The sequence below is a fragment of the Nonomuraea sp. NPDC051298 genome (assembly GCF_055586305.1).
In genome coordinates, this window is the sequence record NZ_JBVJIM010000001.1 from 319869 (window position 1) to 342290 (window position 22422).

The 22422-nt window shown below is 65.4% G+C and carries 26 protein-coding genes and 5 tRNA genes; 23 read left to right on the forward strand and 8 right to left on the reverse strand.

Features of this window, described 5'->3' with window-relative positions; all coding sequences use genetic code 11:
• Positions 1-5: 5 nt before the first annotated feature.
• Both ACZ6S0_RS01530 and ACZ6S0_RS01535 read right to left on the reverse strand, forming a co-directional pair.
• Positions 6-494 carry a MarR family winged helix-turn-helix transcriptional regulator gene (locus ACZ6S0_RS01530; protein ID WP_465912644.1) on the reverse strand — a complete coding sequence of 163 codons (489 nt, stop codon included), beginning with the start codon at positions 492-494 and terminating at the stop codon, positions 6-8.
• A gap of 71 nt (positions 495-565) precedes the next feature.
• Positions 566-1303, reverse strand: a complete 738-nt coding sequence (locus tag ACZ6S0_RS01535) for a class I SAM-dependent methyltransferase (protein ID WP_465912645.1) — start codon at positions 1301-1303, stop codon at positions 566-568.
• A gap of 135 nt (positions 1304-1438) precedes the next feature.
• On the opposite strand from ACZ6S0_RS01535, the gene ACZ6S0_RS01540 reads away from it, so the two are divergent.
• From ACZ6S0_RS01540 to ACZ6S0_RS01550, 3 genes are read left to right on the forward strand one after another with little or no spacing between them, the layout of a single operon-like run.
• Positions 1439-1831 carry a GntR family transcriptional regulator gene (locus ACZ6S0_RS01540; RefSeq protein WP_465912646.1) on the forward strand — a complete coding sequence of 131 codons (393 nt, stop codon included), beginning with the start codon at positions 1439-1441 and terminating at the stop codon, positions 1829-1831.
• Positions 1828-2718: an ABC transporter ATP-binding protein gene (locus ACZ6S0_RS01545; RefSeq protein ID WP_465912647.1), complete on the forward strand. Its 891-nt coding sequence runs from the start codon at positions 1828-1830 to the stop codon at positions 2716-2718. Before ACZ6S0_RS01540 ends, ACZ6S0_RS01545 begins: the two co-directional genes overlap by 4 nt.
• Positions 2715-3794 (forward strand): ABC transporter permease, encoded by a 1080-nt coding sequence (locus ACZ6S0_RS01550; protein ID WP_465912648.1) that lies wholly within the window; start codon positions 2715-2717, stop codon positions 3792-3794. The genes ACZ6S0_RS01545 and ACZ6S0_RS01550 overlap by 4 nt, the downstream gene beginning before the upstream one ends.
• A 45-nt stretch (positions 3795-3839) precedes the next feature.
• On the opposite strand, the gene ACZ6S0_RS01555 is transcribed toward ACZ6S0_RS01550, so the two are convergent.
• Together ACZ6S0_RS01555 and ACZ6S0_RS01560 are read right to left on the reverse strand one after the other, a co-directional pair.
• A complete protein-coding gene (locus ACZ6S0_RS01555) occupies positions 3840-4526 on the reverse strand; it encodes an alpha/beta fold hydrolase (protein ID WP_465912649.1) in 687 nt (228 codons plus the stop codon).
• Positions 4527-4653: 127 nt separating this feature from the next.
• Complete coding sequence (locus ACZ6S0_RS01560) at positions 4654-6360, reverse strand: ABC transporter ATP-binding protein (protein WP_465912650.1); 1707 nt, start codon at positions 6358-6360, stop codon at positions 4654-4656.
• A 106-nt stretch (positions 6361-6466) separates the two neighbouring features.
• On the opposite strand from ACZ6S0_RS01560, the gene ACZ6S0_RS01565 reads away from it, so the two are divergent.
• Positions 6467-7888: a recombinase family protein gene (locus tag ACZ6S0_RS01565; RefSeq protein ID WP_465912651.1), complete on the forward strand. Its 1422-nt coding sequence runs from the start codon at positions 6467-6469 to the stop codon at positions 7886-7888.
• 165 nt (positions 7889-8053) lie between these two features.
• Here the strand turns inward: ACZ6S0_RS01565 and ACZ6S0_RS01570 are convergent, their stop codons facing one another.
• From ACZ6S0_RS01570 to ACZ6S0_RS01580, 3 genes are read right to left on the reverse strand one after another with little or no spacing between them, the layout of a single operon-like run.
• Positions 8054-8326 carry a hypothetical protein gene (locus ACZ6S0_RS01570; protein WP_465912652.1) on the reverse strand — a complete coding sequence of 91 codons (273 nt, stop codon included), beginning with the start codon at positions 8324-8326 and terminating at the stop codon, positions 8054-8056.
• The gene (locus tag ACZ6S0_RS01575) at positions 8323-9030 is read right to left on the reverse strand and encodes a BRO-N domain-containing protein (RefSeq protein WP_465912653.1); all 708 of its coding nucleotides are present in this window, start codon (positions 9028-9030) and stop codon (positions 8323-8325) included. The genes ACZ6S0_RS01570 and ACZ6S0_RS01575 overlap by 4 nt, the downstream gene beginning before the upstream one ends.
• Positions 9027-9680, reverse strand: a complete 654-nt coding sequence (locus ACZ6S0_RS01580; protein ID WP_465912654.1) for a hypothetical protein — start codon at positions 9678-9680, stop codon at positions 9027-9029. Before ACZ6S0_RS01580 ends, ACZ6S0_RS01575 begins: the two co-directional genes overlap by 4 nt.
• A gap of 266 nt (positions 9681-9946) precedes the next feature.
• Between ACZ6S0_RS01580 and ACZ6S0_RS01585 the strand changes: the two genes are divergently transcribed.
• A complete protein-coding gene (locus ACZ6S0_RS01585) occupies positions 9947-10252 on the forward strand; it encodes an HNH endonuclease signature motif containing protein (protein ID WP_465912655.1) in 306 nt (101 codons plus the stop codon).
• A gap of 67 nt (positions 10253-10319) precedes the next feature.
• Here the strand turns inward: ACZ6S0_RS01585 and ACZ6S0_RS01590 are convergent, their stop codons facing one another.
• Positions 10320-10796, reverse strand: coding sequence for a DUF6011 domain-containing protein (locus tag ACZ6S0_RS01590; RefSeq protein WP_465912656.1), 477 nt, complete (start codon positions 10794-10796; stop codon positions 10320-10322).
• Between the two features lie 1576 nt (positions 10797-12372).
• Here ACZ6S0_RS01590 and ACZ6S0_RS01595 point away from each other — a divergent pair.
• The 18 genes from ACZ6S0_RS01595 (at position 12373) to ACZ6S0_RS01680 (ending at position 22131) form a co-directional block, all read left to right on the forward strand.
• A tRNA-Val gene (locus tag ACZ6S0_RS01595) sits at positions 12373-12443 on the forward strand.
• 77 nt (positions 12444-12520) lie between these two features.
• Positions 12521-12593: transfer RNA gene (locus ACZ6S0_RS01600), tRNA-Leu, on the forward strand.
• Between the two features lie 49 nt (positions 12594-12642).
• Positions 12643-12731, forward strand: a tRNA-Thr gene (locus ACZ6S0_RS01605).
• A 4-nt stretch (positions 12732-12735) separates the two neighbouring features.
• Positions 12736-12808, forward strand: a tRNA-Phe gene (locus ACZ6S0_RS01610).
• Positions 12809-12986: 178 nt separating this feature from the next.
• Positions 12987-13060 (forward strand) — tRNA-Met (locus ACZ6S0_RS01615).
• 189 nt (positions 13061-13249) lie between these two features.
• The gene (locus tag ACZ6S0_RS01620) at positions 13250-13669 is read left to right on the forward strand and encodes a phage terminase small subunit (protein WP_465912657.1); all 420 of its coding nucleotides are present in this window, start codon (positions 13250-13252) and stop codon (positions 13667-13669) included.
• Positions 13669-13875 (forward strand): hypothetical protein, encoded by a 207-nt coding sequence (locus tag ACZ6S0_RS01625; protein WP_465912658.1) that lies wholly within the window; start codon positions 13669-13671, stop codon positions 13873-13875. Before ACZ6S0_RS01620 ends, ACZ6S0_RS01625 begins: the two co-directional genes overlap by 1 nt.
• A 9-nt stretch (positions 13876-13884) precedes the next feature.
• Complete coding sequence (locus ACZ6S0_RS01630; protein ID WP_465912659.1) at positions 13885-15444, forward strand: terminase TerL endonuclease subunit; 1560 nt, start codon at positions 13885-13887, stop codon at positions 15442-15444.
• A 51-nt stretch (positions 15445-15495) separates the two neighbouring features.
• Positions 15496-16878 (forward strand): phage portal protein, encoded by a 1383-nt coding sequence (locus ACZ6S0_RS01635; RefSeq protein ID WP_465912660.1) that lies wholly within the window; start codon positions 15496-15498, stop codon positions 16876-16878.
• Positions 16878-17612, forward strand: a complete 735-nt coding sequence (locus ACZ6S0_RS01640; protein WP_465912661.1) for a hypothetical protein — start codon at positions 16878-16880, stop codon at positions 17610-17612. Before ACZ6S0_RS01635 ends, ACZ6S0_RS01640 begins: the two co-directional genes overlap by 1 nt.
• Before the next feature lie 367 nt (positions 17613-17979).
• Entirely contained in the window at positions 17980-18564 is a 585-nt protein-coding gene (locus tag ACZ6S0_RS01645; protein WP_465912662.1) for a hypothetical protein, read from the forward strand.
• Between the two features lie 19 nt (positions 18565-18583).
• Positions 18584-19456: a phage major capsid protein gene (locus tag ACZ6S0_RS01650; RefSeq protein WP_465912663.1), complete on the forward strand. Its 873-nt coding sequence runs from the start codon at positions 18584-18586 to the stop codon at positions 19454-19456.
• 60 nt (positions 19457-19516) lie between these two features.
• The gene (locus ACZ6S0_RS01655) at positions 19517-20077 is read left to right on the forward strand and encodes a hypothetical protein (RefSeq protein ID WP_465912664.1); all 561 of its coding nucleotides are present in this window, start codon (positions 19517-19519) and stop codon (positions 20075-20077) included.
• Between the two features lie 125 nt (positions 20078-20202).
• Positions 20203-20430, forward strand: coding sequence for a hypothetical protein (locus ACZ6S0_RS01660; RefSeq protein WP_465912665.1), 228 nt, complete (start codon positions 20203-20205; stop codon positions 20428-20430).
• Positions 20423-20731, forward strand: coding sequence for a hypothetical protein (locus tag ACZ6S0_RS01665; RefSeq protein WP_465912666.1), 309 nt, complete (start codon positions 20423-20425; stop codon positions 20729-20731). Before ACZ6S0_RS01660 ends, ACZ6S0_RS01665 begins: the two co-directional genes overlap by 8 nt.
• On the forward strand, positions 20728-21129 hold the full coding sequence (locus ACZ6S0_RS01670; protein WP_465912667.1) for a hypothetical protein: 402 nt from the start codon (positions 20728-20730) through the stop codon (positions 21127-21129). Before ACZ6S0_RS01665 ends, ACZ6S0_RS01670 begins: the two co-directional genes overlap by 4 nt.
• Complete coding sequence (locus tag ACZ6S0_RS01675; RefSeq protein WP_465912668.1) at positions 21116-21712, forward strand: phage tail tube protein; 597 nt, start codon at positions 21116-21118, stop codon at positions 21710-21712. Before ACZ6S0_RS01670 ends, ACZ6S0_RS01675 begins: the two co-directional genes overlap by 14 nt.
• 143 nt (positions 21713-21855) lie before the next feature.
• Positions 21856-22131 (forward strand): hypothetical protein, encoded by a 276-nt coding sequence (locus ACZ6S0_RS01680; RefSeq protein ID WP_465912669.1) that lies wholly within the window; start codon positions 21856-21858, stop codon positions 22129-22131.
• The last annotated feature ends 291 nt before the right edge of the window (positions 22132-22422 follow it).

The window sequence follows — 22422 nt, forward strand, 5'->3', positions numbered from 1 at the left end:
CGGACCTACTTTGCGCGCTCCCGTGCCCTGCGCGCCTGCTGCGTCCCCTCGGCGGGCGCCGCGAGATGCCCGGCGACCAGGCGGCTCAGGGCGCGGACCAGGACCTCGCGCTCACCGGCGGGCAGGGCGTCGAGCGCGTCCCGGTGCACGCCGTCGACGATCTCCTGGCTGCGCCCGGCGATCTCCGCGCCCGCCTCGGTGACCGCGATGATCCGCGCCCTGCGGTCGGCGTTGGACGGGCGGCGCTCGGCGTAACCGGCCTTCTCCAGCGCGTCCACGGTCACCACCATCGTGGTCTTGTCCATGTCGCCCAGCTCGGCGAGCTGGATCTGCGTACGCTCCTCCTCCAGCGCGTGCACCAGCACGCAGTGCATGCGCGGCGTCAGCCCGATCTCGGCGAGCGCCGCCGCCATCCGGGTGCGCAGCACGTGACTGGTGTGGTCGAGCAGGAAGGACAGATCTGTTTCTGTACGCGCGGGAGCCATCGCTGTCATGCCGCCAGCCTACCCATGTCATCCCGGCACGGATTATCTACGAGCAGACGACCTCGCCGCCGTGTGATCCGTCAGGCGGGCAGCCGGTAGACGGACACGTGGGAACGCGAGCCCTCCAGGAACTCGGCCCCCGCCCAGTCGGCGTGCCTGCTCTCCAGCTCGAACCCGGCGAGCTGGGCCATCAGGTCGAGCTCGGCCGGCCAGATGTAGCGGTGCGGGCTCAGGAACAGCTCGGCCCGCCCGCTCCCGTCGAACGTGAAGTGGTGGGACACGACCCTCTGATGTAGCACGTCGTAGGTGTCGAGGCCGATGTAGCCTGGCTCGACCTGGCACACGACGGCCTGCTGCCCTGGCGGCAGCTTGCGCAGCTCGGGCACCCACAGCTCGATCACGAACCGCCCGCCCGGCCGCAGATGACGGGCCGCGTTACGGAAGCAGGCCACCTGCTCGGCCTGCGTCTGCAGGTTGGAGATCGTGTTGAAGACGAGGTAGACGAGCGAATAGTCCCCCGGCGCCACCACGGTCGCCATGTCGCCCGTGACCACGGGGATCGTGGCCTCGTCCGCCTTCGTACGGAGTTGGTCGATCATCGCGGGCGACAGCTCGATGCCGGTGACCGGCACGCCCATCTCGGCCAGCGGCACCGCGACCCGGCCGGTGCCGATGGCGAACTCGAGCGCCCTCCCGCCACCCGCCAGCTCGGCCAGCCGGGCCACGGTCGGCCCCAGGACCTCCGGCGCGAACATCCCGGTGCCCGGCGTGTCGTAGCGCCGGGCGGCCTCGGCGTTCCAGATCTCCTCCTGCCGCATGCCGCCCACCCTGTCCGGGCGCCGTACGCGGTGTCCAGTGATTTTCCGACGCCGGCGAGCCCGTGGCCGGTCGCCTTTACGGCCGTCCGACATTCACGCTCTACAGTTCTAGGAGCCTAGACGCATGGAGACCCCGTGATCGACTTCTATCTGGACGGCCGCAGCGGCCTCTCGCCGTACCTGCAACTGGTCCAGCAGGTACGCCACGCGCTGCGGCTCGGCCTGCTCCACGAAGGCGACCAGCTCCCGACGGTCAAGGACGTGGTCGCGCGGCTGGCGATCAATCCCAACACGGTGCTCAAGGCGTACCGGGAGCTGGAGCACGAGGGCCTGGTCGCCGCGCGGCCGGGGATCGGGACGTTCGTGACCAAGACGCTGGCCGGCGCCTCGCTGGCCGCCCACGGCCCGCTGCGCCAGGAGCTGCGGCGCTGGCTGGACAAGGCCCGCCGGGCCGGGCTCGACGACGAGAGCGTCGAGGCCCTCTTCCTGACCACGTTCCGGGCCACGTCCCGGGAGGACACGGCGTGACCCCCGTCCTGCGGGCCCGGGGCCTGGGCAAGAGGTACGGCAAGCGCTGGGCGCTGCGCGACTGCACGATCGACGTCCCGTCCGGGCACGTCGTCGGGCTGGTGGGCGCGAACGGAGCGGGCAAGACCACCCTGCTGAAGCTGGCCTGCGGGCAGCTCGCGCCGACGGCGGGCGACATCAGCGTGTTCGGCGGCCCGCCCGCGGGCGGCCCCGGGCAACTGGCGAAGGTCGGCTTCGTCGCCCAGGACACCCCCCTCTACACCGGGCTGAGCGTCGCCGACCACCTGCGCCTGGGCGCCCGCCTCAACCCGGGCTGGGACGACGCCCTCGCCCGCGAACGCGTCGACCGGCTCGGCCTCGACCTCACCCGGCGGGCGGGCAGGCTGTCGGGCGGGCAGCGCGCCCAGCTCGCCCTCACCCTGGGCCTGGCCAAGCGCCCGGAGCTGCTCATCCTGGACGAGCCGGTCGCCGCGCTCGACCCGCTGGCCCGCCGCGAGTTCCTCCAGGGCCTGATGGAGGCCGTCGCCGAGCACGAGCTGAGCGTGCTGCTCTCCTCCCACCTGATCTCCGACCTGGAACGCACCTGCGACTACCTGATCGTGCTGGCCGACTCTCGCGTACGGGTCGCGGGCGAGGTGGACGACCTGCTGGCCACCCACCACCGGATCACCGGCCCGCGCCGCGACCAGCACCGGCTCCCGGCCGATCAGCGGGTCGTGTCCGCCGGGCACACCGGCCGGCAGAGCACGTTCGTCATCCGGACCGACGCCCCGATCCACGACCCCGCCTGGACGGTCAGCTCGCTGACCCTGGAGGACCTGGTCCTCGCCTATCTGGGCGAACCCGGTCAGGCCGAGCACCGGCCGGTCCTGGAGGTGGTGCGATGATCTGGCTGGCCTGGCGGCAGTTCCGCGGGGCGGCGGCGGTGACGGCCGCCGCGCTCGTGGCGCTGGCAGCCGTCCTGGCCTGGACCGGCCCGCGCCTGGCCGCCGACCACGCCACCGGGATCACCGCCTGCACAGCGTCCGGCACGGCGTCGGAAGCCTGTGGCCGCTTCTTCGACCGGCTCTTCGAGGACTACCAGGCCCCGTTCCTGACCGTCACCCTCGTGGTGCTGCTCCTGCCGGGCCTGATCGGGCTCTTCTGGGGCGCGCCGATGATCACCCGCGAGCTGGAGACCGGCACGCACCTGCTGGTGTGGAACCAGACCATCACCCGCACCCGCTGGCTGGCGGCCAAGCTCGTCATGATCGGCCTGGCCGCGACGGCTGCCGGAGGGCTGGCCGCGCTCGCGGCGACCTGGTGGTCGGGTCCGCTCGACCGGTCCGCCCCTGCGGGCTGGACGCTGATGGATCCCGTGGTGTTCGGCGCGCGCGGGGTCGTCCCCATGGCGTACGCGGCGTTCGCGTTCGTCCTCGGCGTGACCGTGGGCCTGCTCGTCCGCCGTACCTTGCCGGCCATGGCCGTCACGCTGGTGCTGTTCGCGGCGGTGCAGGTCAGCGTGCCGCTGCTGGTCCGGCCGCACCTGATGCCCCCGGTGAGCGGGACCTTCGAGCTGGGCCCGGCGAACGTGACCAGCTTCGGCGTGCCCGTCGGCGGCTCTCCCACGGTGTTTCTGGAGCCGGCGGTGCCCGGCCACCCGGGCTCGTGGGTGCTGTCCACCCGCCTGGTCGACGGGGCCGGACGTCCCGTGCCCACCGACGTGGCCGGTGCGGCCGTCCCGGTGTCGTCCACCTCGGGCCCGTGCGCGCCGTCCGCGCGGCGGAGCCCGGTGGCGGGCGAGGGAAGCGACCTGGACGGGTGCCTGGCCGAGATCAACCGGCTGGGCTACCGCCAGCAGGCGACGTATCAGCCGTTCGAACGGTTCTGGCCCTTCCAGTGGATCGAGACCGGGATCTACGCCCTGCTCACCCTGGGCCTGGCCGGGGCCTGTCTCCGGTGGGTGCGCGGGCGGCCGTCGTGACCGCCGGGGCCGGGTGCGCTCGGCTCCGTGGTGACGGGCGGCGGGTCAGGCCCCGGGGGCCGCGGCGGCCAGGAGCCGGGCCAGCTCGACCGGCCGGGTGAACATTGGCCAGTGGCCCGAGTCGAGGTCCACCAGGTCGAGGTGCTCGACCCTGGCCAGCTCGGGCACGTCACCGGCCGCGATCCACGCCTCCGCCTGGGCGGGCGTGAACTCGGGGCACACGACGAGGACGGGGACGCCGAACCGCCGCTCGTCCGTCAGGCGCACCACGCCCTTCGACACCCCCGCGGGGACGGGGATCGCGGCGGCCTCGAAGTCGCGCCTGGCCGCCTCGCTCAGGTCGGCGGAGTCGGGCCCGTCGAACGGCCCCCAGCCGGGGAAGGGCATGACGCCGTCCTTCACCTCGAAGAAGTCGGCGTAGGGCTGCCCGTCGGCGGCCGGGAACCCGCCGACGAGCGCGACCTTGGCGACCCGTTCCTGACGGGCGTCGGCGGCCAGCCAGGCCAGGGTGGCGGCGGCGGAGTGGCCGACCACCAGCGGTGGCGCCGACGCCGCGTCGACGGCGGCGAGCACGGCCGCCACCTGGTCGTCGAGGGTGGCCGAGGCGGACCCGTCGCCCTGTCCTGGCAGGGCGATCGGCACGGGGCGGTGGCCGAGCTTCTCGAGCGCGGGCACGACGTCGTCCCACGCGGACGCGTCGAGCCACATGCCGGCGATGAGCAGGATGTCCATGATCAGTTCTCTTTCTTCGGCGCGTTCCGGCCAGGCTCTGCCCGCCGAACGCGGTCAGGAGACCAAGCTAGGACCAGTTCCGGACGTTCCCCTTCCTGTTCACCTGGTGACCTGCTCGCCCCTGCCCTCAAACGGGCTCACCGTGCGGACGCCGCCCGTCGGCGGCGATCGGGACGGTCAGCGACGGAGCCGCCTCGATGGCGTCGTCGTCGTCCGCGACGAGGAAGCCGCCCGACTGGTGGCGCCACAGCCGCGCGTACGGGCCCTCCGCCTCAAGCAGCTCGCCGTGCGTGCCCTGCTCCACGATGTGCCCCTGGTTGAGCACGACCAGCCGGTCCATGCGGACGACGGTGCTCAGGCGGTGTGCCACCACCAGCGCCGTACGGTCCTGCATCAGATGCCACAGGGCCTCCTGGACGAGGATCTCGCTCTCCGAGTCGAGGGCGCTGGTCGCCTCGTCCAGCAGCAGGATCGGGGCGTCGCGCAGGATGGCGCGGGCCAGGGCGAGGCGTTGCCGCTGGCCGCCGGAGAGCTTCACGCCGCGCTCGCCGACCAGGGTGTCGAACCCGTCGGGCAGCGCCTCGGCGAACTCCGTGACGTGCGCCGCCCTGGCCGCCCTGAGGATCTCCTCTTCGGTGGCGCCCGGCCGGGCGAACGCGATGTTGTCGCGGATCGTCCGGTGGAACATGCCGGGCTCCTGGGGGACGTAGGCGATCAGGCCGCGCAGGTCGGCCTGGCGCAGCCGGGCGATGTCCTGGCCGCCGATGAGGATGCGGCCCCCGTCGATGTCCATGAGGCGCAGCAGCAGCCGGGTGAGCGTGGTCTTGCCGCCGCCGGACCGGCCGACCAGCCCGATCTTGGTGCCGCTCGCGATGTCGAGGTCGAGGCCGTCGAACAGGGGCGGGCCCGCGGCGTGCGTGAACCTCACCCGTTCGAAGCGGACGCCGGCGTCGGCCGGGCGCAGCGGCTGCGGGTCGGGCGGGTCGACCACGGTGGGCCGCGCCAGCAGCAGCTCGGTGAACTGGGCGGCCTCGGTGAGCACGCTCTCAAGGCGCCGGTAGATCTGGTTGAACTCGAACATGATGCCGGTCGTGTTCGTGTAGTAGGTGAACGTCACCACGATGGCCTCCACGCCCAGGCCGCCCCGCAGCGCCACGGCCAGGAGCAGGCCCACGGCGGCGGTCAGCACCGAGAGCGGCGCGACCACGGTGTCGACCCGCAGGTTGCCGTAGTCCCAGGAGCGCAGCGAGAGCCGCTGCTGCTCGGCGACCCTGACCCGGTGCTCGGCGGCCTCGCGGTCCTCGGCGGCGAACGCGCGCACGGTGTCCATGTTGGCCAGCACGTCGGCGACGTGGCCCGACACCCGCACCTTGGCGGCCTCGCGCTCGTCGACCAGCCGCTGCCGGCGGCGGATGAGCGGGGCCACCAGGAAGCCGGTCACGAGAATGAGCCCCAGCAGCACGAGGACCAGCAGCGGGTGATACTGCCACAACACGACCGAGGCGAAGACCAGCGGCACGAGCTTGGCCATGATCGAGAACGTCAGCGCATCGGCGAACTCCTCGAACCTGCCGGAGAAGCCCAGCACCCGTTTGGTCAGCGAACCGGCGAAGTTGTCGTGGAAGAAGGCGGCGTCCTTGATCAGCAGCTCGTCCATGCCGACCACGCCGAGCCGCTCGATGCCGCGGGCGTCCGTACGGTTGAGGAAGTGCAGCCCCAGCCGCCACAGCACCTCGCCCGCCAGCAGCAGCGCGCCGAAGCCGAGCACGTAGGGCAGCAGCGCGCCGACCGAGCCGTCGCCGCCTCCCGCCAGGTGCCCCACGAGCCCCGCCACCGCCAATGGCGCCAGGTAGAACAGGCAGATGTAATAGTGTGGAACACCTAGTTAGAAAGTGCGCGAAAGTGAGCAAGACCACATGCCATCCCCCAACCGCCCGGCCATGCTGGCGGGCATCTACGCTCGCATCTCGGAGGATCAGGAAGGGCTCGCCTTGGGCGTCGAGCGACAGCAAGAGGACTCTCTAGCTCTCGCCGCCCGTCTCGGCGCAACCGTCGTAGACACCTACGTGGACAACGACATCAGCGCGTCAACCCGGTCACGGAAGCCCCGCCCACAGTTCGACCGGCTTCTAGCCGACGTGCGAGCCGGACGTATCAATACCATCATTTACTACAGCTCGTCGCGCCTCACGCGGCGCCCCCTCGAATTCGAGCTGATCATTCAGCTAGTCGAGCAAACCGGCGTTCAACTCCACACGGTCACGGCCGGAAGCGTGGATCTAAGCACCCCCAATGGGCGCATGATGGGTCGGTTCCTCGCTGCTAAAGATGCGGGCGAAGCGGAGGAGATCTCAGAGCGGGTAGCCCGGAAGTTCGCCCAGCGCCGTCAGCAGGGCAAAGCTCACGGCGGGCCGTATATGCGGGGATGGCTCAGGGCCGACCCGCTGAAGGGCATCGGGTACTGCACGCACCTAGACCCCGAAGCGGTCAAGCACATCGACGACGCGGCAAGGTGGCTTCTCGCGGGCGCGACCAGAACGGGAGTTATGAACCGATGGAACGAGGCGGGTTTCCTCACGGTCAACGGCGGTGAGTGGACACTCGCCTCTGTCGCAACGCTTCTGACCTCGCCTCGACTCGCCGGGCTGATCGCCTACAAAGAGGAGATCGTAGGCGAAGGAGATTGGCCTGCCGTTCTCCCTCGCAAGAGATGGGAAGCGATACAGCCACTCATTCGCCCCGGCGGGAAAAGACCCCCGGGATTCAACACGCGCAAGCACCTGCTATCCGGGTTCCTGTCGTGCGGCATCTGCGCAGTCAACATGAGGATTCGGATAGATCGGGGTGCAGAAAACCGTTACGCGTGCGCGAAGGGCTCAGCAACCGGGGCGTGCGGGGGGACTAGCCGCAATATGCAATGGCTCGAAACGATCGTTCGTAAGTACGTAGACACCCGCATAGCAGATGAGGAAGGCACACCGGCAGCAGCGCCGGAAGCCGCCATGTCGGATGCAATCGACGGCCACATATCCACGCTAGAAGAACGCCTAAGGGAAGCCCGCGAGGCGGCTAAGGCTGGCCTGATGTCGATGATCGACGCCGGGGAGATCATGACCGAACTACGCACACAGATCGACGACCTTCGTGCGCAGCAAGCGCAAGCCGTCGTAGCCGAGCAACGCAACGAGATGACCCCGGCCGAGGTTCGCGCCATCTGGGCGAGAACAGACCTAGACACGCTCGCAGAGCGGCGAGAGATCCTAGCCAAGTACATAAAACTGGTCATGGTTCACAAGCTACCCAAGGGCAAATGGACCCGCCATAACCTCCCCCTCGACTCAATCACCATCATCCCCGCCTAAGCAGAAAACCCCCGGGAGACCGGGGGCTTTTCTATGCGGCCTTAGGTTGCGGCTCTCTCTTCACGATGCGGGCGGTAGCTACTACCGACGCCCATCTCTCCGCATCCGGCTTGTGGTCTCTGTGGGCTTGTTGCTCGATAGCCTCGACCACATCGGGGGGAAGGATCACGCGGCATCCGCCGCGCCACGGATGGCGATAGCGATGTCTTCCCGGGACCATTCGTCTTCCTTCCGGTAGAGAACAGTCATCACCATGTTGCCCTTCAGCGCCAGGGCGATACGCCCGGCTTGCCGGATGGAACCATCGTCCCCGTAATTGGATTGCCCATAGGTCACTTCGGGGGCGACGAGGGCAGTCCGGATTCCCTCGACGGCCACCAGCATGCCGAGGGCTCGACCGGCCGCGTGCCGAGTCATGTAGAAATCGCCAACGTTCACGCCGCCTCCCCCAGCTCGATCGCAGCGGCCTTGACCGTCCGGCATCCGTTCACGTGGCCACTACAGCCCCACAGATCAGGATGTTCGGACCCCCACCTATTGATGCCAGCGGGAATGAAGTTCGCGGGGCCGTGCTCGCAGTAGACGACACCCCTAGACACGTGGAAGTTGTCGAGGTGCTTCGGCTTACGCTTCGCCGGGGCAGGCTTGGGCGTGATCGCTGGCGGCTCGCTGGCGGCCGGTGCTTCCATCCTTGTCATCATCTGGGCCAGGGCTTCGGCTGTCTTGGCTTGGCTTTCGGCCATCCTGGCGAGAGAAGCGGCGATGTCGCCCAGGCCCGCTATCGAGCCATGCCCAGGGATGTCAGCTTCGTGAACCACGGGGCCGTAGCTGCCAGTCTTGCGGATGGTCGGCAGAACCTCATGTGTGATCCACCGCTTGAACGCGCGGGCTTCCGGCTTGCGACTGCGGAGGATCAGCGAGTACATCCCGGGTTCGTTGACCACGGAAACCCGCTGGTCACCGCCAGGGGTCTTCACAGTGTTAAACCCCTTCTCATCGTCCTCCAGCCCCGCCAAAGCGCGCGTGACGTTCCCGAGCTTGAGGATCTTGCACACGTCCGCCGCGACCCACCAGGGCTCGCCGTCGATCATCACGACGCGCACGTTGGAACCGCCATACTGGAAGATCTCCAGGTCCTTCACCACAGTCCGCCTTCACCTAGAGCAGCTTCGTTGCGCTTTTCGTCGAGGGTCATCACGAGGGCACGGAAGTTCGGGCCGACCTTGCCGAACACGGCGCCCACTTCAGGCACCGGACCAATCTCGGGAACGGCCACGAGGTGAGCCCCCCGGCCCGCAACGTCAGGACGGACCTTGTTGAAGAGGGTCATGTAAGCGGGGTTGAGCATGAGCCACGGCTCGTGCTTCTCTGCGATGGCCCAAAGATCATTGAGCATGTCCCATTCGGGTCGCCATTCGCCGTCCACTGCGAGCGCGGTTGCCGTCTCTTCCCTCTGCTCGTCTGTCGGCACGTAGACGATGACGCCCTTACCGGCCTCGACCAGCACGTGGGAGTACGTCTTGCGAGTGCCGCCCTTCCGGGCAGCCTTGGCCAGCGCGATCAGGTCGTCGCGCGTGATCTCGACGGCTTCGGCGTTGGGCCTGTCGCGGTGCTCGACGGGACAGAAAGCCTGTCCGGCCGTGTGGGTGTCGGTGACTGTGATGGACATCGGGCCGTGCGCGGAGACCATGACGAGCGCCACGGGGACCGGCGACCGCGCCGGTAGCCATGCTTCGGCGTTGCTCAGCGCCTTACTGAGATCGCCCGAGGCGACCGTGAGGAGTGTTGCCACATCGAACAAGCTAGCCGAACAACCAACTTGCAACCAACCTGCAAACCTGTGACGAAGGTCACACCGGACGAGTGTCGGCAAAACGGCTACCCGGACATCTATATACGGTTAGGAAACCCCCCTCCGGGGGGACTGGGGGGCAGCCAAGCAACATAGCTGCCCCAGCTAGCTATCTAAGCGCGATCGTGAAGCCCCAAGCGGAACGATCGCTAGCTCACATAACAACCATGTTCGCTAGTAACGCGCCCCCGGGCGCGCGAGGTTTCATGCCCAGAGCAAAAGCAATCTGCTCGACGGCAGGATGCCGTCAGACAGTCTCAGCTAGGGGCCGATGCACAGAGCACGATCCCGGCCCATGGGCCGGACACACGCGACAGGACATCTCTCGGCTTCCTAGCAACTGGTCTACGCTCCGTCGCCGAATCCTTCGGCGCGATCGGCACCGCTGCTACGTCTGCGGCGGAAGCGCCAACGAGGTAGACCACATCGAGCCCGGCGACAATCACGACCCGTCGAACCTGGGCGCGATATGCGCCCGGTGCCATCTCGCTAAGACGCTCAGAGAGCGCTAGGAGCGCCCCGACGCTCAGCCCCAGGAAAGAACTAAAGCCCCGCCGTAGCGGGGCCTTAGAAGCGATCCTAGAAGCGCTCAGCGCACTTGGGACCGGTACCGGCTTCAATGCTTGCCGGGTTCGTAAGGAACCTTCCACAGATACAGCAGAAGCCCCACAGCTTCCCTACCGCTTGAGCGTCCTCAAGGGTTAGCTCGTGGTCTTCGGTGAGGTTCTGGACAACGCCCGGCGCATACTCCCGCGTTACCCTGTCGCCGTCGAAGTCGATTGCGAGAGCGTAGGGACGACCCGAACCCTTAGCGATCCTCACCTCATAAATGACGCCGTCGAGGCGGTAGAACCCGGCCTCGATGTCGAGCATTACCGGGGCCTTAGCACCCTTGCGGGGCTGGTCGAGAAGGCTCTTGATCACAAGCTTGGCAAGCTCAATGTCTACCTTCCCGTCAGCGAGAGCGGTTTCAACACCGTCCCAATACTTCAGCGGTTCCCGCTCGTCGGCGAGCTTGTAGATAAGGTCATACTGCTTTTCCGTGGCGATGCGCATCGCGATTCCCCTTTTCCCGTTCCTGCTGACACGGGAAAAGCTATCAAAGCGTGTACACGCTTTGCAAGTTGGTTGTCTCTGGCAAAGCAAAGCCCCCGCCTGGATGGCGGGGGCTTCCGGCTGCTACCTACAGGGCTTCATCCGGGCGAAGCTGCCGGATGGCTCCCGAGGCGTACTCCTCCGAGCCATCCGGAAGAACCCGAACGGCGTAAGGCCGTCCACGCTCCGAGAGGGCGACCCGGTACACGCGTCCGCGACGGTGATAGAACCCTTCCGCGAGAGGCGTACGCTCCCACTTGCGAGGCTGACCGAGCAACATTTCGATGTAGCGCCCAGCCGTCCGCCGAGTGAGCATCGAAACCATAGCCTCGATGTTCAGCGGGGGGTTAGCCAGATCGTCGGCAATCTCCCGGATTAAAGCAAGCTGGCCATCCGTGGCCAGCTCGACCTTTGCGCGAGGCATGCAACTTCCTTCCTGTTGAGCGGTTCCTGCTGACAGGAAGAACGTTAGCAAAGCGTGTACACACTTTGCAAGTTGGTTGCGATTGAGAACAAGAAAGCCCCCCGCCCGCAAGGGGGCGAGGGGCCTAGCTAGGTGCCACACAGGGGCGCCTAATGCGACCTACCTACGCACATACAAGGCAGTGTTCTCAGGTACGAGGATCGGGAACTCAAGCTCTACCGTATGCACTTCATACACCGGGTTGCCCTGGTTGTAACGAGGAACCGCGTTCGTTACACACGCCTCGATCTCACACCCATCACGGTCACGACCAACGATGATCACGCGTCCAACAGTGAGTTCGCTAGGCAGCATCTCGCATCGAGCCCTTCCCTGATCGCCTGCTGACACTGCGAAGCCTCGCACAACGTGTACACGCTTTGCAAGTTGGTTTGAGCGAGCGTCGATCAAGCGCAGATCACACAGTGTGACTAGAAGCGGTTCGATAGGGAGGGGGTACCCCCACAGTCCAAACGAATTGAGAACTGTGGAGGGCTGGGCCTCGCTATCCGTACGGGTCTGGCGATTCGGTCTCCGAAGGGCCGATTACGCATTGTGAGCTGCGGATTGACGACAGATTCGACCGTCGAAAAAGCGCCTAGCTTTCGTCCAGGACGGGATACCCATCACGCACTAGAAGCGTGAGGGGTCGAACGGGGTCGTCCTCTTCGACCGACCCGTCAGGGACGGTTACGCCAAGATGCGACCGTACGGAAGTCGATGGATATCCCCACACCCAACGTGGGTGATCGCTTCGTACGAATAGGTTTCCCTCAGCGTCTAGCACGAGGTCCCCGGGCTTCCACTTGTTCGGGGGGTGGATCTTCCCCTGCAACCCGCTGGGGTCGAGGTCTTTGCGCTCAGTCATGGCGACAGCCTACCGACCGAGGCTGACAAGCTGGGGGTGACAACCATCTTTTGCCGGTTGGTTGTTCGATAGCTTTGAAGAGGTGGGGGCGACGGCCCCGGCTGGAAGGGCGACGGCCCGACCGGCATTCGGTGTGGTGTAAGTGACAGAAAACACGTCCCTGTGAAGGGGGAGATGCGGGCAGGTCAACCCGCCACCGACGCAATGCCTGTCTAGCTCAACGGAAGAGCGCCGCTCTTACAAAGCGGATGTCGAGGTTCGATTCCTTGGATGGGTACGGAGAGAGATGGTAAGTCCGGGCATGCACCCCCGGCCCCCGCTAAGTCGCAGAGTTCGCATTGGGGCATCTCTCAAGCCGCTCTAGCCCAATGGCAGAGGCACGCGCCTTAGGAGCGCGGTAGTCAGGGTTCGAGTCCCTGGGGCGGCACAGAGGTTCGTTCGCTGGCATGACAGGCCGGTTGGGCGGACTTCAGGGATGGGGTGTAGTCAGCATTCCGGCCCCATGTGGCGGCTTTGTCAGCCGCAAACAGGGCGGGCGGTGCCGGTTCGATTCCGGCCATCCCGAGCAACGGTTCCTAGCTCAATTGGCAGAGCGCTCCCGTGAAGTGGGAGAGGTTCTAGGTTCGATTCCTAGGGTTCCGACGTGGGGAGTAGTCCGGGTTCGAGTCCCGGCGCGGGGCTTGCATCCCCCGCGTGGTGTAACGCAGCACCCCCCCGAGAACTTGCACACTCCGTAGTGGCCGGCTGATTGGCCGCGGTTCGAGGAACCGCAGGTCAAAGCCATGTGGCCGTTTGCCCGGCCAGCGCGGAGAGCGATCAAGGCGGGATGGTGAAGTGGCCGATCACGGGGGCCTCATGAGCCTCTACTCGCGGGTTCGAATCCCGCTCCCGCAACGAAGCGGGTTCGCCTGCGTCGGCCTTGCTAGCCGACGTGGCCGGTAAAGCGTGTACACGCTTCCCGCCTGCACATGGGGCCGTCGCGTAACAGCGTGGCAAGCGCACGGGGCTTTAGGCCCCGTAGCGGGGGTTCGACTCCCCCCGGCTCCACATACCTACTGAAGCCCGACGAAAGGGGGTGTGAGTGTGGCTGGCCATGGCCCAGCACCGAAGGAAGGCCGCGTAAGGCGGAACGAAGATCCCGTCGATTCCATCACGCTCACCGACGCGCCCCCGGCCGTTGAGGCGCCCCGGCTTCGCGGGTACGCGAAGTACAGCGCGGCGACCCGCGAATGGTGGGACACCTGGAAGGCGGCGCCGCAAGCGTCGGCCTTCACCTCGACGGACTGGATGCGGCTGGCGATGCTGGCGCCGCTCGTCGAGCAGTACCACGAGGAGCCCAAGACAGCGATCCTTGCCGAGATCCGGCTTAACGAGGAGCGGCTAGGGGCGACGGTCGCCGACCGTCAGCGGCTGCGCATGAAGCTCTCAGGGCCGAAGGAAACCAAGCCGACGCTTGCGCCCGTGGCCGATATCGCCGACCGGCGTAAGGCGTTGGAGGACTAGTGGCCGATCCGAAGTTGGCATCCGTCGTCAATGTGACCCGTCTCCCGGACGGGTTTTTCTCTTTCACGATCGACGGCTACGCGTTCCCGTGGACGGTCGAGCACGTCTCTACCGCGTTCACTCCGGATGGTTCCGGCCCGTATCTGACGGTCCGGATTCCGGCCGATCGCGTCGAGATCATCAACCAGGCATACGCACACGAGTAAGGAGGGGGCTTGCCGTACGCCCTCGACGGGCGTTGGACGGCCCCTGAATTCAGTCTCGGATACCAGGTAATCGACTGGATCGAGGCGTATCTAGTCCATGGCCCTGGCGACGTTCAGGGGCAACCGATCGTGATGGATCGCGAGTATTCGCGGTTCATCGTGGACGCGTACGAGGTCGATAGGCGCGGCCGGAGGCGCGTCACACGGGCTTTCCTATCCCGCCCGAAGGGACGGGCCAAGTCCGAGCTTGCGGGCATGCTCGTGTGCGCTGAGGCGCTAGGGCCGGTGCGCTGTGACGGCTTTGACGCGAACGGGAACCCGGTCGGCAGACCGGTCACGTACCCGTTCATTCGGTGTCTGGCGACCGAGGAATCGCAGGCTGGAAACACCTACGACAACGTCTATTACATGCTCTCGGAAGGGCCGGTATACGACGCCTACCCGGGGCTTGATATCAACCTGGCGAAGGTTAATCTTCCCCAGCCGGGCGGCGGCGAAATCGTTCCGTCATCCGCCTCGTCGGCGAGCAAGGACGGCGGGAAAGAGACCCTAGGAGTGTTTGACGAGACCCATTTGTATGTCACTCGCGAACTGCGAGAGATGCACAAGACGGTTTCCCGAAACCTCCTGAAGCGTAAGAGCGCGCAACCGTGGGCGCTCGAAACAAGCACGATGTACGCGCCTGGCGAGGACAGTATCGCCGAGGGGATGCACTCCGACTTTCTGAAGGCCGTTGAAGGGCTTATCGAGCATCCCGGGCTATTGTTCGACCACAAGGAAGCCCCGCCCGTTTCGATCAGGAACAAGGCCGAGCTTCGGAAGGCGCTCCGCTACGTCTACGGTCCGGCGTCCGAATGGATGGACCTTGACCGCATGGTCATCGAGCTACAGACCATGCAAGAGCACGAGGTTCGCCGGTACTTCCTCAACCAGCCTACGGCGACCGTTGACCAGGCCATCGAGAAAGAAGCTTGGGATGCGATCGAGTCGGAAGACCGACCCCAGCCGGGCGACCAAATCGCCATTGGGTTTGACGGCTCGATCCGGTACGACTCAACGGCGATCGTGGGTTGCCGCCTATCCGATGGGCTGATCTTCCCGATTTCGATATGGGAGAACCCCCATACGGGCGATGACTGGGAAGTCGATGTACTGGCCGTAGATGCGGCCATGGCTAAAGCCATGAAGGAATACCGCGTCGAGTGGGTCTATGCCGACCCGGCTTACTGGCAAGACATCGTGGGCCGTTGGGCGATCGAGTTCGGCGATGACACGGTTTTCGAGTTCTGGACTCATCGCGATACGCCGATGAGTACCGCCGTCGAGCGGTTCCGTACCGGCATCCAGACTCAGCAAATCTCGCACGTCGGCGATGCCGTATTGACCCGCCACGCGATGAACGCCCGTACGCGCGAAGTGCGCGCGGGCGTGGTCCTGAGGAAGGACACCAAGAAGTCAAAGCGGCACATTGACGCGTGCATGGCTGCCGTGCTGGCAGTCGAGGCGCGGGCCGACGCGATAGCGGACGGGCGCCTACGCAAGAAGCGTTATCGCGCCATCAGCTATTGAGAGGGTTTCTTGACGTTCCTAGAGCCGTACCCCCGCACGCCCATCGAGTGGGTGAAGCATCTTGAGCGGGAGCTGAACAACCAATCGGCCGCCGCGAGGCGGTATGACGACTATTACGAGGGCCGTCATCAACTGTCGTTTGCTGCGGCGAAGTTTCGCGAGGCGTTCGGCCCGATGTTTGAGAATCACTGGGCGGACAACTTCTCTTCGCTGGTCGTCGATTCGGTTGCCGAGCGTTTGCAGATAGACGGCTTCCGGTTCGGGGATGATCCTGAGGCGGACGCCGACGCGACCGACATGTGGCAGCGAAACAGCCTCGACGCTGAGAGCGACGCGACTCACACCGACTCGCTTGTTACCGGCGCAGCGTTCGTGACCGTGTGGGGCGACCGCGAGGGTCAGCCGGTCATCGTTCCCGAGTCGGCACACGAGATGGTGGTGTCGTACGCGCCCGGCTCGCGGAAGGTCATCCGCGCGGCACTCAAGAAGATCGTTGACGAGTGGGGCGACGCTCACGCGACGCTCTACCTTCCGGGGCGGGTCTACGCCTCGACGTACGCGAACGGTCGTGAGGACTGGGGCGAGTTCACGGACGCTCCGAACCCGTTGGGTCGGGTTCCGGTGGTGCCGCTCTTGAATCGGCCGAGATTGAACGGCTACGCGGCTTCCGAATTGAAGCGGGTCATCCCCCTTCAGGATGCCGTGAACAAGGTTCTCATTGACGCGTTGATCGCTTCGGAGATGGGCGCCTTCCCCATGAAATGGGCGGTAGGGCTCCCGCTGGAAGAGGACGAGGACGGCAAGCCGAAGCCGCCACCGTTCGAGGTCGCGCTAGACAAGATGATCCATTCGGAGGACCCGAACACCAAGTTCGGACAGTTCTCGGTGGCGGACCTGTCGAACTACGTCAGGCTGATCGAGGCGCTGATCCAGCACATCGCCGCCGTGTCTCGGCTACCCATGCACATGATCTTGCAGCAGGCGGGACAGCCGCCGTCTGGCGCGAACATCAAGAGCGCCGAGGCGGGCTTGGTCGCGAAGGTGAAGCAGCGTCAGCGCTCTTATGGCGAAGGCTGGGAAGACGCTATGAGGCTGGGCTTCGCCGTTAAGGGCGACCCCCGGCAGAACGCTTACACGGCCGAGACGATTTGGCGTGATGCCGAGTACCGGTCTGAGGCTGAGCACATCGACGCGCTTCTGAAGCTGAAGACGCTCGGGGTTCCGCTGCGCCAACTCTGGCAGGACGCCGGTTACAGCCCGAGCCAGATCGAGCGGTTCGAGGCGATGAAGACTCAGGAACTACTAGACGAGCAACTACGCCGTGACCTGGGGATCTCTCCCTCTGGGGAACAGCCGGCCATCCCCGCGGGTGACGACTCCGACGCTCCTAGTGAGTCAGGGCAGTCACGTAAGGCAATCGCCGAGGCTGCCTGATGGCCATCGTTGATGACCTGGCGCGCGTCCGGTCGGCGCACAGTCGAGCACGCGCCACGCTGCGCACGAACCTTGTCCGGCGCATCGTCGATCTCTGGCGGAACCTGGGCTCGTGGGACCGCGCGGACATCCCGCGCTTCGCTCCCCCGGCCGCCCGGCTCGTGCGGGCCGGACAGCTCCAAGAGGGGCGGCTAGCTGTTGGCTACATGGACCGCGTCTCCCGCATTCGGACGGGCCGCCCCTCCCCTACCGTCCCTATCGATCGCGTGCCCGGCCGCCGTGGCGGCGTCGAGCTGGAGACCGTGTACACGCGCCCGTTCGTGTGGACATGGACAGAGATGGGGCAGGAACACACGCCCCTAGCTGAAGCCGTCGATCTGACGGCCTACCGGCTAGAGAGATCCGTCGAGGCAGATCTACAGATCGCATCCCGCAATACCGCCGATGCCGTCATGGAAGCCGACAGGCGAGTGACCGGTTACCGGCGCGTCCTATCCGACAAGCCGAATCATTGCGACCTCTGCGTCATCGCAGCCACGAACACGTATCGCAAGCGTGACCTCATGCCGATCCATCCGGCATGCGGCTGCACCGTCGAGCCGATCTATTCGAGCGACGACCAGGACGCGGAGCTAGACCGGCGCGTCGCCGAGGCATACGAACGCGCCTCGAAGGACACCAAGATTCGCGTGCTAGAACACGTCGAGTACGGCCCCTATTTGATCGCTTCGTAACCCCATCACGGAAACAGGGCACCGGAGACCCGGCGGGGGGACGGACCCGCTGCACTTCATCCCCAACTCTATGGTCCGTTTCGCCCGGATGGCCGCGTAGCTAGCCAGCTCCTCATCAGACGGCTCCGTCTGCGCGCTAGCCGAGACTTCGGGACGTGTGCCAACTGATGCAACTACGCCAGCGACGTCCGTAGCTGCCGATATTGCAGCAAGGCAGACGCCGATGACCGTGAGCACCGCCAACTGTTCCGGCACTAACGCAATGCCCCCGCGCTCGCTGCGGCGATGACGACCCATCCCCGCATTGTAGACGATTTCCTCCCCCGACATGGGGGTTTCTTCCCTTTCCGACATGGAGCACTTTCGCATGCCCGAAAACGACACCACCACCACGACCCCCGAGAACGACACCACGACCACGGCCCCCGACACGGGAACCGAGACCAGTGATGTTGCCGCGCTGACGGCAGACAGGGACAAGTGGAAGGCGATGGCCCGCAAGCATGAAGCGGGTTTCAAGGACATCACGAAGAAGTACGACCAGCTTTCGGCATCCCAGATGTCCGAGACCGAGAAGGCTATTGCCGAAGCGGAAGCCCGGGGCCGGAAGACCGCTTCCGACGACTTCGGCGTGCGGCTTACGACCGCCGAGCTTGAGAAGCGCGCGACTAAGGCCGGTGTCGAACTTCCGGATGCCCAGTACATCAACCTTCGGGCGTTCACGGGCGACGACGGCGAGCCGAACGGCGATGCTATCGACGGCTTTCTGAAGACGCTGCCGAAGAGCGGCAAGCCTGCTTTCGACCAGGACGTTTTTAACAAGACCGCCGGTAATCGCGAGGCGAGCAAGCCGCGACAGCTCACGTATGCCGACATGCAACGCATGACTCATGAAGAGATCAACGCGGCCCGCATCGCGGGTCAGTTCAACGACCTACTTGGAATCGAGTAACCCCTAGGAGGGCTTCCTTTTGGCTATTTTCCCTGAGCCGGGTAACCGCGAAAATCGCTTTATCCCGGAGATGTGGACCGCCGGCGTCTGGGTTGAGATGCGGTCCCGGCTTGTCCTTGGTTCGGACCTGGTTTGCAACCGGGACTGGGAAGGCACCATTCGTGATGCCGGTGACTCCGTTCGCATCCCGACTGTGACCGACCCGGAGATCGAGGACTACGATCCCACGGTCGGTTTCTCCGGCGATCCTCAGGAGATGTCCGGGGGTAAGCGGACTTTCGAGATCACGGAGTCTAAGGCTTTCCGCATCCGCGTAGACGACATCCACAAGGTGCAGTCGCTCATTGGCGGCAAGTACATGCACGAGGGTACCCAGCGCGCCGGTAGGCGCCTCGCCGAGGCTGCCGACTCGTACGTGGCCAACCTGCTGGTTGCGGCTGCGACCGCCCGGGGCGGCGCGCACCTACAGGACATCGATCTAGGCGTGACCACGGATGCCCTCTACGACCAGTGGATCGCCATCAAGGTCGCGCTCGACAAGACGGAGACCCCCGAGGAGGGGCGTTTCGCGGTCGTGTCGCCCGAGCTTCAGGGCCGACTACTGCGCGATGACAAGTTCATCGACGTGTCGCGTTTCGGCTCTGACGAGCCAATCCGGAACGGCGTCATCGGTAAGTTCCTGGGCTTCTACATCCACAAGACGAACGCGCTTCCGACCGGTGTTCACCTGGTCGCGGGTCACCGCATTGCGACGACTTTCGCCGACCAGATCGTAAAGACGGAGAACTACCGCAGCGAGAAGTTTTTCGCCGATGTGGTTCGCGGCCTCCACGTGTATGGAGCCAAGATCATGCGCAGTGAGCACATCGCCGTTGGCAAGATCCTTCCGTAACCAGCCGTCCCAAGGGCGCCCTTTCGGGGGCGCCCTTTCCGTCTCCTATCGGAGGTTAATTTGCTAGCTGAGCTAGCCGATATTGAGGCGCGGCTAGGGCGTGCGCTGTCGCCCGACGAGGCGAACGCGGTTACCGCGCTGATTGAAGATGTGTCCGGGCTTGTGACGGCCTATTGCCGTCGAGGCTGGGCGATCCACGTAGACGACGAAATCGAGCTGGAAGGCTGGGCAGAGCGGAAGTTGGAGCTTCCGGGCACCCCGGTAATCCAGGTGTCGCGCCTATCGATCGACGGCAGAGACGTTGCCGAATACAAGTTGGTCCGGAACACGCTGTGGCGGCGTTGGGGATGGCAGAAGTATCCCGGCAGTGCCCTGCCTTCCAAGGTGCTCGTGACGTACACGCACGGTACCGGGGCCGTTCCTGCGGACGTTAGGGCAGTGGTCTGCAATGAGGTTCTGAGGGTCCTTGGAGTGGAGCCCGGTAAGACTTCTGAAACAGTCGGCGATCACTCAATCGCGTATGAGGCTGGAAGCGGCTCTATTGGCCTCTCGCGGTCCGCGAAGGGTTCCCTAAATCGTTTCCGCCGCAAGGCCGGTTCGATCCCCCTGCGGGCAGCGTAGGGGCGGCTGTGGGGCTCTACAGAGATTCCGTCGCGGTGCTCCGAGCCGAGTTGGAGACAGACACGTACGGCGAAGCCCGGGATTGGGCGAACGCCCGAACCGTGTACACGGCTCTCCCCGCGAGTGTGCAGCCGGTCAACGACCGCCCGGCGCCGCCCGACCTCGATCTCGACCGGGAAACGGGCATCACCGCCTACCGCGTGTACACGCCCCGGCAAGCCGACATCCGCGTGTCCGATCGAGTGCGCTACGGCGGCCAGCTCCACGAGGTGACCGGCGTTTCGCTCGTCTGGCCTGCCGTCACGGGTCGCAACTCCTACACGATGGCGACGATTAGGCGGGTCGATGGCTGACGTAGATGTCGATGTGTGGGAGTTCAGACTCCCCCTACTTGCTCGCGATAGGCGTGTCGCGAAAGAGCTGCTGAAGGTCGCGAAGGACGTCGGGTTAGAGGCGTACGACATCGCCCCCAAGCGCTATCCCCTGCACGAATACGCGGCCAGCATCCGCGAGGAAATCGCGCTCGACGCCACGGGCGAACCTGTGGCGTACGTGTCCGCAGACAAGGACGCAATCAAGGTCGAGTTCGGCACCGAGGACACGCCCGCCTTTCGCCCCCTTGGTAAGGCCCTGGAGAACAAGCGCATCCCATGATTTACGACCCTTTGGCGGTCGCGTGCGCACTACTGAGGGCCGGTATCGCCGATGTTCCCGTGGCAGCCGATCTCATCGGCCACCAGGCCGGTACAGCTCGCGTGGTCGTGTCCCTGCTCAGCGTTAGCAACGTATGGCGGAACCGGCTCGATCGTATCCGCCTCGACGTGAGCGCCTACGGCTCGACGAAGGCCACGGCGCTTTCAACCGCGATGAGAGCCCGGCATGTGCTTCTGCACGACGGTCCGAACTTCAGCCATGACGGCGTCGCTATCGCCGACGCGAACAACGACGTTGGGCCGCAGGACATCAGCGACAAGACGAGCCGCGAACACCGCTTTGTGATGTCACTCGATCTCTACATGTATATGAGGAGCTTGCCTCTTGTCCAAGATTGATTCCGATTCCATCCGGTTCGCGCCGAACGGGCGCGTTCTCGCGACTGCGACCAATACCCCGATCCCCACGATTCCCCAGACCGTCGAGCTAGCGTTCGACGACGCTACCCCGATCAGCGGTTGGGATGACCTGGGTTATGTAACCGAAGACGGCGTAACCATTACGCCCACGCTCACGACGAGCGCTTTCCCGGTATGGCAGTCGAACGCCCCCGCGAAGATCACCGTTACCGGCGCCGGTCTGGATTTCCAGTTCGCTCTAGCCCAGTGGGACAAGGAAGCTACGGAGCTGTTTTTCGGCGGCACCTGGGGTGCTAAGGACGTCGCTACCGGCCTAACCAAGATGACCATTCCGTCGAACCCGGCACTACGGGAAAAGGCGTTCCTCATCCTGTGGGGCGACCTCGACACCGTGAACGGTCTCTACGTTCCGCGAGCGTCGATCTCCGATCGAGACGGCCTATCCATCGGCAAGACCGACCCGTCGATTCTGAACATGACGTTCCAGTCGCTAGACGCTTCCGGCAAGCTCGCCGACGTCGTGACTACTGCCGACATCAACGGCGTTGGCGGCGGCGCCTAACCTTCCCGTTCTCATCACTCTCCGCGCTGGCCGGCTGTCAGGCGCATCGCGCCCACCTGCGGTTCCTTGAACCGCGGCTCAACAGCCGGCGACTGCGGAGCGTGATCTCTACCCCCTCTTGTTGGCTATAAGGAGTTTCACGCATGACTACGGCTAAGGCCGCCACTGCTGACACAACCGGCGAGAGCATCCCGGTTGACTATGACGGCACCGTGTACACGGTTCCGGCCCCGATTGAGTGGGACATTGATGTCCTCGACGAGTTGGACGCGGGCCGCTTCACAAAGGCCCTGAAGCTCGTCCTGGGCGCCGATCAGTACGACGCTTTCAAGGCCGCGAAGCCCCGGAAGCTCTCCGACGCCGTGGCGCTCTGGCAGGAGATCTCGACCGCTTGCGGCGTGGGCAGCACGGGAAACTAGTCTGGCTCGCCCGCACCCTGGGCGAGCACTTCCCCGCCGTCGAGGCGGACCTACACCGGTACTACCGGATAGACGTCTTGGACCTGTACCGAGGAAAGCTAAGCGTTCGCAAGCTGCTCTCCCTCCTCCACGGCTTGCCCCGGGGTTCGGCTCTGCACATCGCCCTATCGGGCGATGAAGCGACGTGGAACCCCAGTGACTATCTGCTAGCCACAATGGTTGACCTACTCCAGGTAGCCAACTGGCTTTTTGTACAGGCGAATTCCAAGAAGGGAACACGGAACCCCTTCC